The sequence below is a fragment of the Ferrovibrio sp. genome, assembly GCF_002796975.1.
In the GTDB taxonomy this organism is placed as follows: Bacteria; Pseudomonadota; Alphaproteobacteria; order Ferrovibrionales; family Ferrovibrionaceae; genus Ferrovibrio.
In genome coordinates, this window is sequence record NZ_PEKV01000009.1 from 141,821 (window position 1) to 155,795 (window position 13,975).

9 protein-coding genes are annotated in these 13,975 nt (G+C 64.7%); 4 read left to right on the top strand and 5 right to left on the bottom strand.

The window, feature by feature from the left end; translation table 11 throughout:
* The 3 genes from CTR53_RS11345 to prfB all read left to right on the top strand — a co-directional run.
* Positions 1-1,346, top strand: a 1,346-nt coding sequence (locus CTR53_RS11345; RefSeq protein ID WP_290813053.1) for a M48 family metalloprotease, incomplete at its 5' end; no start/stop codon positions are given.
* Positions 1,334-2,074: a DsbA family protein gene (locus CTR53_RS11350; protein WP_290813054.1), complete on the top strand. Its 741-nt coding sequence runs from the start codon at positions 1,334-1,336 to the stop codon at positions 2,072-2,074. The genes CTR53_RS11345 and CTR53_RS11350, both read left to right, overlap by 13 nt.
* Before the next feature lie 174 nt (positions 2,075-2,248).
* A protein-coding gene (gene prfB / locus CTR53_RS11355) for a peptide chain release factor 2 (RefSeq protein ID WP_290813056.1) occupies positions 2,249-3,362 on the top strand; the annotation gives its coding sequence in 2 pieces (ribosomal slippage) (positions 2,249-2,314 and positions 2,316-3,362; 1,113 coding nt in all).
* A gap of 205 nt (positions 3,363-3,567) precedes the next feature.
* On the opposite strand, the gene CTR53_RS11360 is transcribed toward prfB, so the two are convergent.
* The 4 genes from CTR53_RS11360 to CTR53_RS11375 form a co-directional block, all read right to left on the bottom strand.
* On the bottom strand, positions 3,568-4,080 hold the full coding sequence (locus tag CTR53_RS11360; protein ID WP_290813059.1) for a polymer-forming cytoskeletal protein: 513 nt from the start codon (positions 4,078-4,080) through the stop codon (positions 3,568-3,570).
* Positions 4,037-5,407, bottom strand: a complete 1,371-nt coding sequence (locus tag CTR53_RS11365; protein WP_290813061.1) for a M23 family metallopeptidase — start codon at positions 5,405-5,407, stop codon at positions 4,037-4,039. The genes CTR53_RS11360 and CTR53_RS11365 overlap by 44 nt, the downstream gene beginning before the upstream one ends.
* A 206-nt stretch (positions 5,408-5,613) precedes the next feature.
* On the bottom strand, positions 5,614-6,159 hold the full coding sequence (locus tag CTR53_RS11370; RefSeq protein ID WP_290813063.1) for a peroxiredoxin: 546 nt from the start codon (positions 6,157-6,159) through the stop codon (positions 5,614-5,616).
* Complete coding sequence (locus CTR53_RS11375) at positions 6,143-9,109, bottom strand: bifunctional [glutamine synthetase] adenylyltransferase/[glutamine synthetase]-adenylyl-L-tyrosine phosphorylase (RefSeq protein WP_290813065.1); 2,967 nt, start codon at positions 9,107-9,109, stop codon at positions 6,143-6,145. Before CTR53_RS11375 ends, CTR53_RS11370 begins: the two co-directional genes overlap by 17 nt.
* 171 nt (positions 9,110-9,280) lie before the next feature.
* Here CTR53_RS11375 and CTR53_RS11380 point away from each other — a divergent pair, with 171 nt between their 5' ends.
* Entirely contained in the window at positions 9,281-12,457 is a 3,177-nt protein-coding gene (locus CTR53_RS11380) for an AsmA-like C-terminal domain-containing protein (protein ID WP_290813067.1), read from the top strand.
* 97 nt (positions 12,458-12,554) lie between these two features.
* Here the strand turns inward: CTR53_RS11380 and tyrS are convergent, their stop codons facing one another.
* Complete coding sequence (gene tyrS, locus CTR53_RS11385; RefSeq protein WP_290813070.1) at positions 12,555-13,811, bottom strand: tyrosine--tRNA ligase; 1,257 nt, start codon at positions 13,809-13,811, stop codon at positions 12,555-12,557.
* Positions 13,812-13,975: the final 164 nt, after the last annotated feature.

Below are 13,975 nucleotides of genomic sequence, written 5' to 3' on the forward strand. Positions count from 1 at the left end.
CGAGCGCGATCCTGCCGACCGCGGCCGAGGCCCAGCGCCGCGGCGGTATTTCTCTGGTGCGCGACGCCGAGATCGAAAATACCATCCGGGCCTATGCCGCGCCACTCTTCGGGGCGGCCGGACTGTCCAACGACGCCATCTCGGTCCACCTGGTCAACGACCGCGTCCTCAATGCCTTCGTCGCCGGCGGCCAGCGCATCTTCGTCAATACCGGCCTGCTGATTCGGGCAGAACGGCCGGCCCAGGTGATCGGCGTTCTGGCGCACGAAATCGGTCATATTTCCGGCGGCCACCTGGCCCGCCTGTCGGATGCCATCGATACCGCCTCCACGGCGATGATCCTGTCGCTGCTGTTCGGCGCGGCGGCGGCGGTGGCGGGATCGGGCGAGGCGGCCACTGCGGCGGTGCTGGGTGGCCAGCATGTCGCCGAGCGCAGCCTGCTGGCCTTCAGCCGGGCGCAGGAATCGGCAGCCGATCAGGCCGGCGCCGGCTTCCTGGAGCAGACCAACCAGTCGGCCTCGGGCCTGATCGAATTCCTGCGCATCATCGGCAGCCAGGATGCCCTGATGTACGACCGCCAAGATCCCTATGCCCGTACCCATCCGATGACCCCGGAACGCGTGGCCGCGCTGGAATCGCGTATGTCCCGCTCGCCCGCGCGCAATGCGAAGGATACGCCGGAAAATATCGAGCGGTTCAAGCGCATGAAGGCCAAGCTGATCGGTTATCTCGACGGTCTGCCGGCCACGCTGCGGCAATATCCTGAAAGCGACACGTCGCTCTACGGCCGCTATGCCCGCGCCTTCGCCTATTTCCGTGCGCTGGATTTCAAGCGTGCCGAAGCCGAAACCGATGCGCTGATTCAGCTCTATCCGAACGACCCGTATTTCCGTGAACTGAAGGCCGACATTCTGCTCAACCAGGGCAAGGTGGCGGACTCGCTGCCGCCGATCCGCGAAGCGCATCGCCTGGCGCCGAACGAGCCGCTGCTGACCTTCGGCGTCGGCCAGCGGCTGGTGGCACTGGAGGGCAACAGCCAGCTACCGGAGGCCATCGGCATGCTGAAGCAGGTGACGGCCGTCGAGCCCGACAACAGCGCGGCATGGCAGCAGCTTGCGGTGGCTTACGGGCGTAATAACGATATCGGCATGGCGTCGCTCGCTTCGGCCGAACGCTACCTGATCAGCGGCACCTATCGCGATGCCATCGGCCAGGCCGAACGCGCCAGCCGCCTGATGAAGGAAGGCACGCCCGGCTGGTTGCGTGCCCAAGACATCATCGTGGTCGCCAAGGACCGTCAGCGCGAAGAACGCCGCCGCGGCAACCGNNCCCCATGCGTCGCCTGATCGCCCTGTTCGCCGTCCTGCTGTTCGCCACCCCTGTCGTTGCGCAACAGGCGCAGCCTTTCACGCCGGAGCAGAAGGCCGCATTACAGCAGCTGGTGCGCGAAGTGCTGGTCAGCAATCCGGAAATCCTGATCGAGGCGATGAATGCACTGGAGGCCAAGCAGCAGGCCGAGACCACCAAGGCGTCGAAGGCGGCGATCGTCGCCAATCGCAAGGCGATCTTCGAGGATGGTGTGTCTTACGTGGCCGGCAATCCGCAGGGCGACGTCACCATTGTCGAGTTCTTCGACTACCGCTGCGGCTACTGCAAGCAGGTGCAGCCCAGCCTGATGGCGTTGCTGAAGGAAGACAGCAAGGTACGGCTGGTGCTCAAGGAGATGCCGGTGCTGGGCCCGGAAAGCGTGATCGCGGCGCGCGCCGCGGTGGCTGCCCTGGAGCAGGACAAAGGCGCCAGATATTTCGACTTCCACAATGCGATGATGGAATTCCGCGGCCAGATCACCGAGGCCGAGGTCTTCCGCCTCGGCGGCAAGGCCGGGCTGGATACCGCGCGGCTGAAGACCGACATGGCGGCGCCAAAGACCGAGCAGATCTTGCGCGCCAACCTGGCGCTGGCCGATACGCTGGGCATCCAGGGCACGCCCGGGTTCATCATCGGCGACCAGTTGGTGCCCGGCGCGGTTCCGCTGGATACGTTGCGCCAGCTGGTGAAGGACGCGCGCGGCTAGATTTCCTCCCGTCATTCCCGCGAAAGCGGGAATCGAGGTTTTTTAAGACTGGGTCCCCGCTTTTGCGGGGACGGCGACGTAGGGATATTTGACGGATTTGCTCGAAATCCCTATGGTCCGGCCGCAACGAACACCCCCGTATCCAAGGATTTGCCCCTTACTTGAGGATTAAAAATGCGCGCCGAAATCAAGGCGATGGCCGATGAGATCCAGCAGTCGCTCGGACTGCTGAGGAGGTCTCTTTGACTGGGATAATGCAGTCAAGAAGCTCGAAGAACTGAACGCCAGGTCGGAAGATCCGACGCTCTGGAGTAATCCCGCCGAAGCCCAGGCCTTGATGCGCGAGCGCACGCGGCTTGACCGCGCCGTTGGCACCCAGCGCCGGCTTGAATCCGCGCTGCAGGACAGTCTCGAGCTGATCGAGATGGGCGACGCCGAGGGCGACCAGACTGTGGTCGATGAGGCCGAGGCCGTCATCATGGGCCTGTCGAAGGAAGTTTCGCAGGCGCGGCTGGAAAGCCTGCTGTCGGGCGAGGCCGACATGAACGACTGCTTCGTCGAAGTGCATGCCGGTGCCGGCGGCACCGAGAGCCAGGACTGGGCCTCAATGCTGCTGCGCATGTATGTGCGCTGGGCCGAGCAGCACGGTTACAAGGTCGAATTCCAGGAAGAGAGCGAAGGCGAAGAGGCCGGCATCAAGTCGGCTACCATCAAGGTCAGCGGGCCGAATGCCTATGGCTGGCTGAAGAACGAAAGCGGCGTGCATCGCCTCGTGCGCATCTCGCCCTATGACTCGAATGCACGACGCCATACCAGTTTCTCCTCCGTCGGCGCCTATCCGGTGATCGACGACACCATCGAGATCGAGGTGCTGGACAAGGACCTGCGCGTCGACACCTATCGCGCCTCGGGCGCCGGCGGCCAGCACGTCAACAAGACGGACTCGGCCGTGCGTATCACGCATCTCCCGACCGGCATCGCCGTGGCCTGCCAGATCAACAAGAGCCAGCACCGTAACCGCGACGAGGCGATGAAGATGCTGAAGGCGCGGCTGTACGAACGCGAGTTGCAGAAGCGCGAGGCCGAGGCCCAGGCGATGTTCGATGCCAAGACCGACATCGGCTGGGGCCACCAGATCCGCTCCTATGTGCTGCATCCCTACCAGATGGTGAAGGACCTGCGCACCGAGCTGGAAACCAGCGATACGCAAGGCGTGCTGGACGGCGACCTCGACGCCTTCATGGCGGCGCAGCTGGCGTCGAAGGTTGGCAAGGGCGAGACGGATTAAGTCGGTCAACGCCGATCATCCCCAACTCAATACTTCGTCACCCTCGGGCTTGCCCCGAGTCTTCTCGCTTGGTCATGGCCTGGCAGAAGCGGTGGATGGATCCTCGGGGCAAGCCCGAGGATGACGGTTTATGGGTGGAGATAGCCGGACAAACAAAAACGGCGGGCCTTGAGCCCGCCGTTGTGCAATCCAGATGAAACGAAACTCAGCTCGTCGCGCGGGCGAGGCCCGGGAGCGCGCTGATGTCGCTGCCGCCAGCGGCGGCCGGCTTCACGGCCTTGGCCGACTTCTCGGCGACAGGTGCTGCTTCGGCGGTTTCGCTGCTCGCCACCACGCTCAGTTTGGCAGCCGTATCGCGCGGATTCTCGGCGAACTTGCACAGGCCTTCGATCTTGGCGCCGGCGGCGATCGACAGCAGCTCGTGCCAGATGTCGCCGCGCACCTTGGCGGTCTTGTCGAGTTCGACCGATTTGGCGCGGATGCGGCCGACCACTTCGCCGCGGATCAGCACATGCTCGGCCACCACTTCGCCCACCACCTTGGCATTCTCGCCGACGGCAAGCCGCACCGCGGTGACGTCGCCGTTCACCAGGCAGTCGATCTGCACTTCGCCATCCGAGTTGAGATCGCCGTTGACCGTGAGGCCGGCACTCAGGATGGAGGGCGGCGCCTGCTTAGCGGCGGGCGGCGGATTGGTTTTCTTGCTGTTTGAAAACATGATAGCCAGCCTCGATGAATTTGGCGGGGTCGATCTGCTCGTCGTCGAGCAGGATTTCGTAATGCAGATGCTGACCGGTGCTGCGACCGGTGGAACCCATGGTGCCGAGCTGGCGTCCGAACGCGACCGTCTCGCCAGCCTGTACGCTGATCCCACTCAGATGAGCATAGCGCGTTTTCACGCCCAGGCCATGATCGATTTCCACCGCGCGGCCATAGGGGCCCTTGCGGCCGGCAAAGACAACCACGCCGGGCGCGGTGGAGAGTACCGGCGCGCGATGCGGACCGATGAAGTCGATACCGGCGTGGAAAGCCAGCTGCTTGGTGAAGGGGTCGGTGCGGCGGCCAAAGGTGGATGACATCTCGCCATCGCCGACCATCGGCAGGTCGAGCGGCAGGCGCTGTGCCAGCGCCATCAGGTCGTTCCAGCGGCCGAACTTACCTTCCAGATTATTCATGTCGCGATCGACCTGCGGATCGGCCGAGGCAACTGCCACGTGAGAGCTGTTCGGGGTCGTGACGTTGAGCGCGCGCAGCGGACCGCCGACGCCGACATCGGCGCGCGCCTCGGCGGCGCGCGACAGCATCGCGGCGATGTCGAGGCCGGTACGGCCCAATGCCTTCTCCAGGAGCGTCACGCTCTTGTCGGTACGGGCGCCGAGATCGTCGATCAGTTCGCGCTGCTGGCCGCGCACGGCCAGGATGCGGGTTTCGATATCGCGCGGCTTCACGGCGGGCAACGGAGGCTTCGCCTTGCTCTCGCGCAGCATGCCTTCCAGATCCTCGATTGAGGATGAATCGTCGGACGGCGCCGGGGCAGCCGTCGCCACCTTCACCTCACCCTTGGCGTCCGGCGCCTTGGGCGGCTCGGCCACGGCCGGGAGCGAGGGCGTCCGGATCGCCTTATTCGGCTCGGCGGCCTTGGTCGAACCGGCCTTGGTGGCATCGGCCGTATCGGTCGGCAGGGCCGGGGTGCGCTGCTTCATCGCCATGTCGTACAACCGGCGATAGCGCTCCTCGAGGTCGCGCGAGGCGACGACGAAATTCTCCTGGGTCTTTTCGTAATCGGCGGAGAGCCGCTCGTAGGCGTAGCTCAACTCGGTGATGCGGCGGTCGCGCGCATCCAGCATGGCATCGCGGTAGAAGACGTTGACCGAGGCATAGCCGATCCAGCCGGCGAAGGCGACGATGCTGGTGGCCATGGCGATCTGGGCACGGCTGGAGAGGGCGATGTAACGCACATCGCCACGGCTACGGAAAATGATCTGCCGCTCCGGAAACAGGCGGTCGCGCAACTCCCGCCATTGCCGTCTTGCGCGTCGCGTCACTCAATCCCCCGATTGTGTTTTCAGCTTTTAGGAAAATGCCTGTCTGCTCGACCCTGACAACAGGCTGCCCGATTAGGGCCTATCTGGTTTGGTTAATGCAACAAAGAATCCGTTACACTTTCCAAAAAAACACGCTCGAACACGGACTTAACCCATGTCTCGCTAGTTATCCACAGTATGTGGATAAGGGTCGCAAACGCTTGATTCTAAACCCCCTGCGCGGCCTTCAGAACGGCTTCAGCATGGCCATCGACTTTCACCTTGCGCCAGACCGCGGCAATTTTGCCCACACGGTCGATCAGGAAGGTCGCCCGCACGATGCCCATATACCTCCGCCCATAGAGGCTTTTCTCGACCCAGACCCCGTACGACTCGGTCACCTTGCCCGACTCGTCGGCCCCCAGCGCCAGCTTCAATTTGTGCTTGGTCTTGAACTTGTCGTGGCTCGCCACGCTGTCGCGCGACACGCCGATTACCACGGCGCCGGCCTTGTCGAACTTCGCCTTCGCCGCGCTGAAGTCGATGGCCTCCCGGGTGCAGCCCGAGGTGTCGTCCTTCGGGTAGAAATACAGCACCACCGGTTTACCCTTCAGCTCGGCCAGCGAAATCCTGCCGCCGCCGTCGGTCGGCAAAGAAAAAGCCGGCGCCTTGTCACCGACCTGCGGGCCGGGGGCGGCAGATTCCGCCTTCTTGGGCGCAACTTTCTTCGGAGCGGCTTTCTTCGAGGTCGCCTTCTTAGCCTGTGTCGCCATCGGTCTGTCCTGCCTGTTTGTCGGGATTGAGGGAGTCGGCGAGCGCGAGATGTGGCTCGGCCGGGGTATCGACCAGGATGCCGTAGAGGGCATGCACCCCAGCCTGCATCTTCACCAGGCGTTTGGTCAGCGCCGCCATGTCTTTGTCGCCGACCAGTTCGGGCAGGCGCTGTGCCAGCGCCGGCGGCCAGCGTTCGGGATCGCCGGCCTCGTCGCGGCCGGCCAGCCGTGCGGCGGCCAGCAGCGTCGCATATAGTCGCCCGGCCTCGGCCAGTGTTTTTGCCTGTCCGGCGTCCAGCAGCATCGCCTCGCGCAACGCCTCAAGGGCTGCCAATGGCGCCTGCAGCAGGATTTCGGGTTTGTCGCGACCATGGCGCAGCAGCAGGTACTGCACGATGAATTCCAGATCGACGAGGCCGCCGCGCACCTGTTTCAGATCCCAGGGATTCTCCACCTTCTTGTGCTCGGCCATGCGGCGGCGCATCACCGCCACGTCGGCGAGCAGCTTTTTCGGATCGCGCTTCATGGTCAGGATGTCGCGCCGCAGTTTTTCGATCTGCTGGACCAGGACGGCTTCTTCCTTCGACTGGCCGGAAAGCTTTTCCGGCCCGCAGACGACGCGTGCCCGCGTCAGTGCCATATGCTCCCAGGTCCAGGCGTCCTTGCGCAGATAGTCGGCATAGGCGGCCAGCTGGATCGCAATCGGTCCGGCGCCGCCCGACGGGCGCAGCCGCATGTCGATCTCATACAGCTTGCCTTCGCCGGTCATTGCGGTGATCGCGGCGATCAGGCGCTGGCACAGGCGGGCGAAATACAGGCCCGGCGTCAGCGGTCGCGCGCCATCGGATTGCCCGGCATTGGCGGNNCTGAGCGCGAGGCCCGAGGCCTGGCCGTCCAGGTCGCCGCGCAAAAGTCCGATACCGACCTGCAGTTTCAGTTCGGTGGTCCAGCGTCGCGCCCAGTCCAGCACATCCTGGAAATCGCGCGCCGCCTGCATCTGGCGCTGCAGGCTGGATGCCAATGCAATGCGATCAAAAGAAGCGGGGTGTTCGGCATATTCGATCAGGCTGTCGAACAGTGCGGCATTCTGCGCCAGCGCCTCGGCCAGCTGCGGCGCCGCCGCCAGCACTTCGGCGAGCGTATCCAGCACTTCCGGGTTGGCCTGCAGCAGGGCGAACAGCTGCACGCCCGCCGGCAGGCTGGAGAGGAAATAGTCGAAGCGCCTGAAGGCGACATCGGCGCTGCCGGTGCGTGAAAACGCCTCCAGCAGCTGCGGCATGATCGCGGTGAGTTTTTCGCGTGCGCGTTCCGAGCGCATGGCGCGATAGCGGCCGAAATGCCAGCCGCGGATCATCGCGGCAATCTCTGAGGGGTCGCTGAAGCCCAGGTCGCGCAACGTGTCGAGCGTGGCCGGATCGTCGTCGGTGCCGGTGAAGACCAGTGCGCCGGCATCCGAACCCAGCGGTGCGGATTCGGCAAACAGCGCGTCGTAATGATCTTTTACACGCGTCAGCACAGCACGGATTTTCTCAGCAAAGACTGTCGCATTCTTCTCGCCGAGGAAACAGGCCAGCCGCGCCAGCCCGTCGCTGTCGTCGGGCAAAGTATGGGTCTGTTCGTCGTCGATCATCTGCAGCCGGTGTTCCACCGTACGCAGGTAACGATAGTGTTCGATCAGCTCGTCGCGGATCGCCGGAGTCAGGCGGTCGGTCTCGACCAGCGCGCGCAGCGCGTCGCAGGTGGCGGAAGACCGCAGCCGTGTGTCGCGACCCCCGGCGATCAGCTGCTGGGTCTGGGCGAAGAATTCGATCTCGCGGATGCCGCCGCGGCCGACCTTGATATTGTGGCCTTCCACCGCGATCTCGCCATGGCCGCGATGGGCATGGATCTGGCGCTTGATCGAATGGATATCCTCGATGGCGGCATAATCGAGATTCTTGCGCCAGACATAGGGGGTCAGATGCTTCAGGAAGGCCGCGCCGGCTTCCAGGTCGCCGGCAATCGGCCGCGCCTTGATCATGGCGGCGCGTTCCCAGTTCTGGCCGAAACTCTCATAATAGGTTTCGGCTTCGATGGTGGAGACGGCGACGGGGAAGGAGCCCGGATCGGGCCGCAGCCGCAGATCGGTGCGGAACACATAGCCGTCTTCGGTGCGGTCGTGCAGCAGGCGCACCATCTGCTGGGTCAGCCGGATAAAGCATTCCAGCATCGAGCGGCGGCCCTTGTATTGCGCCACCTCGGGATCGAACAGCACGATCAGGTCGATATCGGAGGAGTAGTTGAGTTCGCGCGCACCGAGCTTGCCCATGCCGAGCGCGAAGTAGCCCGAGCCGTTACAGGGATTCTTTTTATCTGGCAGCACAAGATCGCCGGCTTCGGCGGCATCGCGCAGCAGGGCGGCAAAGGCGAGGTCGACCGCCAGGGCGGCAAAGTCACTCAGGGCGCCAGTGATCTTTTCCAGCGGCCACTGCGTGGCGATATCGGCCGCCGCGATGCTGAGTGCGACCTGGCGTTTGGCCACGCGCAGCGGCACGGCGAGGTCGTCGGCGATCTTTGCCTTGCGCGCGGCGGTTTTCAGCTCGGTCAGCGCAGCGGCCAGTGCCTTGTCTGGCCCGGCCTCCAGCAGGGCCAGCACGGTGCCGGGTTCATGCAGGCACAGATCGGTCAGGAAGGGGCTGTTGCCGAAGATGGCGGCCAGCAGGTCCTTGCCGGCACCGGCTTTCACCGTCAGTGCGGCCAGCCGTTTGGCCGTCGCCTTATCTGTCTGCCCGGCCAGCATCTCGCGCCAGGCGGCAAAACCACGCGTGGCGGCGTCGGTATCGAAAGGCTGTGGCAGAGGGCGAACCGCGGGGGGTGCCGTGCGTTTGACTGCCGCAGCTGCGGTTTTGGGGTTCGGCGCCGGCTTTTTCCTTGCGGCTTTGGCCTTCGGGCCAGCCGCCTTACCGGTCACTTTTCGCGGCGCCGGGGCAGCCGCCTTTCTTTTGGCGGATTTTGCCTTCAATCCATTGGCAGGCATGGCGTTTCTCTCGTAGCGGCGCTGAAGTTCGGTTAAACTTGCGGCAGGGTCAAGCGGCAGGACAAGGCGAGGACGCAGGACGTGGTATTGCGGTGGAGTCGTTTGGTGGTGCGCACGGTTCTGGCCGTCGTCGCCACCGCTGCAATCCTGCTCGGCGGGCTGGCTTGGCGGGTCGCCCAGGGACCGATCTCGCTGGCTTTCCTCGCCCCCTATGTCAGCGAGGCGCTGGCGCTGCCTCAACTCGGATTCCGCGTCGATGTGGCCGATGTGGTGCTGGCCTGGTCCGACCGTGACCAGAGCCTGCGCCTGCGCCTGATCGACGCGCAGTATCGCGCCGAGGGCGAGCGCGCCGTCCTGCGCATCCCGACGGTCGACATGGATTTGAGCGGCCCGTCGCTGCTGCGCGGTGTAATCGCCCCGCGCTATGTGCAGGCCAGCGGTGTCGAGGCGCGGCTGGTGCGCGACGCGCAGGGCCATTTCCAGCTCGGACTGCCCAATGCTTCGGAGAGTGATCCGCCGGCTGCAACCGCAGAGCGCCCCGCCGACGATCCGGCCATGCAGGCGATGTTCGGCGCGATCTTCGAGCTGCTGTCGCGCCCGCCTTCGGTCGACGATCCGCTCGGCCAGCTGGAGACGGTGGCGGTCTTCGCCGACCGGCTGGTGATCGAGGACTGGAAGCTGAACCAGCGCTGGGTGGTGCCTGAAGCGCAGATCGGTTTCCGGCGTGGCGAAGGCCATGTCTACGGTTCGCTGGCCGGCGCGCTGGACTGGCGCGGCCGTCGTGTCGATCTCAAGGTCGATGCCGATTACACGGTGGCGGAACGCGTCGCGCGCGTGACCCTGCATTTCGCCAATATCGAGCCGTCGGATTTTGCCGACGTGGTCCCGGAACTGGAGCCGCTGGACTATATCGCCGCGCCGCTGTCGGGCAGCCTGACGCTGACGGTGAACGAGACCGGCGAGAAGCTCGGCCTCAATTTCGACCTCGACGTCGGCGAGGGCGAGATCAATGTGCCCGACATGCTGGCGCAGCCGCTGGCGCTGAAGGATGCGAAATTCCGCGGCTATGCTGATGGCGGCAAGGGCATTCTGTTCCTCGATGAGGCCAGCCTCGGTTTCGCCGATGGTTTCCGCGCCTCCTTCGGCGGCACGATGACGCGGCAGGATGGCGAGCGCTACAGCATCGACATGCAAGGCCAGTTCTTCGATCTCGCCACCGACAAGCTGTCGCAGTACTGGCCGCCCGGCATGGCGAAGAATGCGCGTGAATGGGTGACCGGGCATCTGGCCGGCGGCAAGGTCAATGCCGGGCGCATCGCCGCCAAACTGTCGCCCGACATGGTGGCCGGCACGGCGCGGCTGGGCCGCGATGCGATCAAGCTGGATTTCACCTTCGAAGGCATCGCGGTCGACTACCTGCCGCCGATGAGCAAAATGACCGACGGCAAGGGCATCGCCGCGCTGGATGCCGATGTCTTCACGCTCAATCTGGAAAGCGCCCGCGTCGGCAATATTGCCAGCGGTCCGGGCAATGTGAAGATCACCGGCCTGCAGGACCGCGACCAGTTTGCCGATATCAGCAACATCGCGCGCGGCACCAGTGCCGACGTGCTGGCGCTGATCGACCAGAAACCGCTCGGCTTCCCGTCCAGGCTCGGTATCAAGCCGTCCAGCGTCGGTGGCAGCGGCGAAGTACGCTTCCGCCTGCGCTTCCCGCTGCTGGTTAACCTCAAGACCGACGATATCGTGGTGAATGCCGATGCCGACCTGACCGATCTCAGCATGGGCGGTCTGCTTGGCCGCTACGAACTGAGCCAGGGTCAGATGAAGCTGAAGGTCGACACCAAAGGCCTGGAGGCGAACGGCAATGCGGCGCTGAACGGCGTGCCACTGCAGATCGGCTGGCGCGAGGATTTCAGTGCCCGCGCCGCCGTCACCGCACGTTATTCGCTGAAGGGCCGCATCGACGAGGCGCAGCGCAAGGCGCTGGGGTATCCGCTGGCGCCCTATATCGACGGTCCGGCCGACGTGAATATGGATATCGAGGAACGCCGCGGCGGCGAAACGGCGATCGGCGGCGAATTCGACCTGAAGGATGCGACGGTGGCGGTCGCCGATGCCTATCTGCTTAAGCCGCCCGGCATGCCGGCGACCGGCCGCACCCAGATCCGCACCCGCGCCGGCCAGCCCGTGCAGTTCGACGTGATCGAGATCGCCAGCGCGGCGCTGACCGGCAAGGCGCGCGCGACACTCAATGCCGACAACAGCTGGAGCGCCGACATCGACCAGCTGACTGCTGGGGGGAATGCCAGCAAAAGCGATGCGCGCGGCCGGATCAGTTTTGCCGCCAACGGCGATTCACAGATCGCACTGACCGGGCGGCGCTACGACCTGCGGCCGTTTGTGCAGGCGCTGTTCGAGGATGACACGCCGCCGGGCACGGTGAAACCGCGCATGGTGCTGAGCCTGCGTTTCGACGAGGCGCAGATCGACGACACCGTCGAGCTGCGCAACATGTCGCTGAGCGCGCAGCGGGCGCCGACCCGCATGGACCGCGTCAGCCTGGGTGGCGGCTTCCACACAACCGGCGGCCTGACGCTGGATATCTCGCCGGCGCTCGACGGTCGCAGCCTGAAACTGCTGTCCGACAATGCCGGCGCAGTGCTGCATTTCCTCGGCATCACCGACATGCAGGGCGGCACGATGGAGGTGACGGGCCGTTACGACGATACGCTGCCGACCCAGCCGCTGACCGGCAAGATGACGTTGAGCAACGTGAAGGCGGTGCGCGCGCCGTTCCTGGCGCGTCTGTTCGGCGCCGCATCCTTTGCCGGCCTCGGTGCGTTGCTGTCGGGTGACGGCATCAATTTCGAACATGGCGACGTGCCGTTCCAGGAGCGCGACGGCATCCTGACCATCCAGCCGTCGCGGCTCAGCGGGCCGCAGCTCGGCATCAGCCTCGAAGGGCATGTCAACCAGAAGACCGACATGGTGAGCATCAACGGCACCGCCGTGCCGGCTTTCGTGCTCAACACCATGCTGGGCAAGATTCCGCTGCTCGGCGACCTTCTGGTCGGCGACGGCATCATCGGCGTGAATTTCGCGGTGTCGGGCGCCAAGAGCGATCCGCAGTTCACCGTCAATCCGCTGTCGGCGATTGCGCCGGGCTTCCTGCGCCGCATCTTCCAGGCGCCTGAGGTCAGCATGCCGGCCGATGGCACGCAGCCCGCAGTGCCGGTGACGCCGCCGACCGACGGCGGCACCACATCGGGGCAGCAGTAGACATCTCTCTACATCGTCATGCCCGCGAAAGCGGGCAGCCAGTGCGGCGGCTCGACTGGGTTCCCGCTTTCGCGGGAACGACGGTCAGGGCCTGTCCTTACGCCGCCTCGATCAGCACATGCTGCTTCTTGCCGAAGCTCAAACGAAGCCGGCCGTCGCTGCCGAGATCGGCGGCTGAAATCTTCTGCGTCTCCAGCGTCACGGCCTTGTCGTTCAGCTTGATCGCGTTGCCGCGAATATGGCGCCGCGCCTCGCCGCCGGATTTCGCCAGCCCGGCTTCCAGCACCAGCGCGAAAGCCTCGATGCCGGCATCGAGCCGCGCACGCTCGATCTTCACCACCGGCAGCTCACCGCCGAAGCTGCCCTGCTCGAAGGCCTTCTTCGCGGTGTCGGCCGCAGCTTCGGCCGCTGCGCGACCGCGGCACAGCGCAGTGGCTTCGGTCGCCAGCACCTTCTTGGCCTCGTTCAGTTCGGCGCCCTGCAGCTGTTCCAGCTTTGCCACCTCGTCGAGCGGCAGGTCGGTGAACAGGCGGAGGAAGCGGCCGACATCTGCATCCTCGCAATTGCGCCAGTACTGCCAGTAATCATAGGTCGGCAGCATGTCCTCGTTGAGCCAGACGGCGCCCGAGGCGGTCTTGCCCATCTTCTGGCCCGAGGCGGTCATCAGCAGCGGACAGGTCAGGCCATAGAGGCTCATGTCCTGCGCGCGGCGGCCGAGTTCGACGCCGTTGACGATATTGCCCCACTGGTCCGAGCCGCCCATCTGCAGATTGCACTTGTAGCGGCGGCCGAGTTCGACGAAATCGTAGGCCTGCAGGATCATGTAGTTGAATTCGAGGAAGCTGAGCGGCTGCTCGCGGTCGAGGCGCAGCTTCACGGAATCGAATGACAGCATGCGGTTGACCGAGAAGTGCCGGCCGTAGTCGCGCAGGAAGTCGATATACTGCAGCTGGTCGAGCCAGTCGGCATTGTTCGCCATCAATGCATCAGACGGTCCGTCGCCGAATGTCACGAAGCGCGAAAACGCCGTCTTGATACTCGCCATGTTGGCGGCGATATCATCGACGGTCAGCAGTTTGCGCGCCTCGTCCTTGCCCGAGGGATCGCCGACCTTGGTGGTGCCGCCGCCCATCAATACGATGGGCTTGTGGCCGGCCTGCTGCAGGCGGCGCAGCATCATGATCGAGAGCAGGTGGCCGACGTGCAGGCTCGGGCCGGTGCAGTCATAGCCGACATAGCAGGTGATGCCGCCCGGCTGCGTCGCCAGGGCATCCAGCGCGTCGCCGTCGGTGCACTGATGCAGGTAGCCGCGCTGCGAGATCGTGCGCAGGAAATCGGATTTGAACTCGGTCATCGGCTGGCTCGCATCGGACGGGCGGGAGTGAGATAGGTTTTGCCAAGGATTGGTATTCTTGGCCGATGGTCTAACATATGGCCCCAGACTCGCCTAGTTCCGGAAACCCTCGGTTTGCCACAGAATTCCTGGTTTATCGGCCTGATGAGCGGTACCTCGATGGA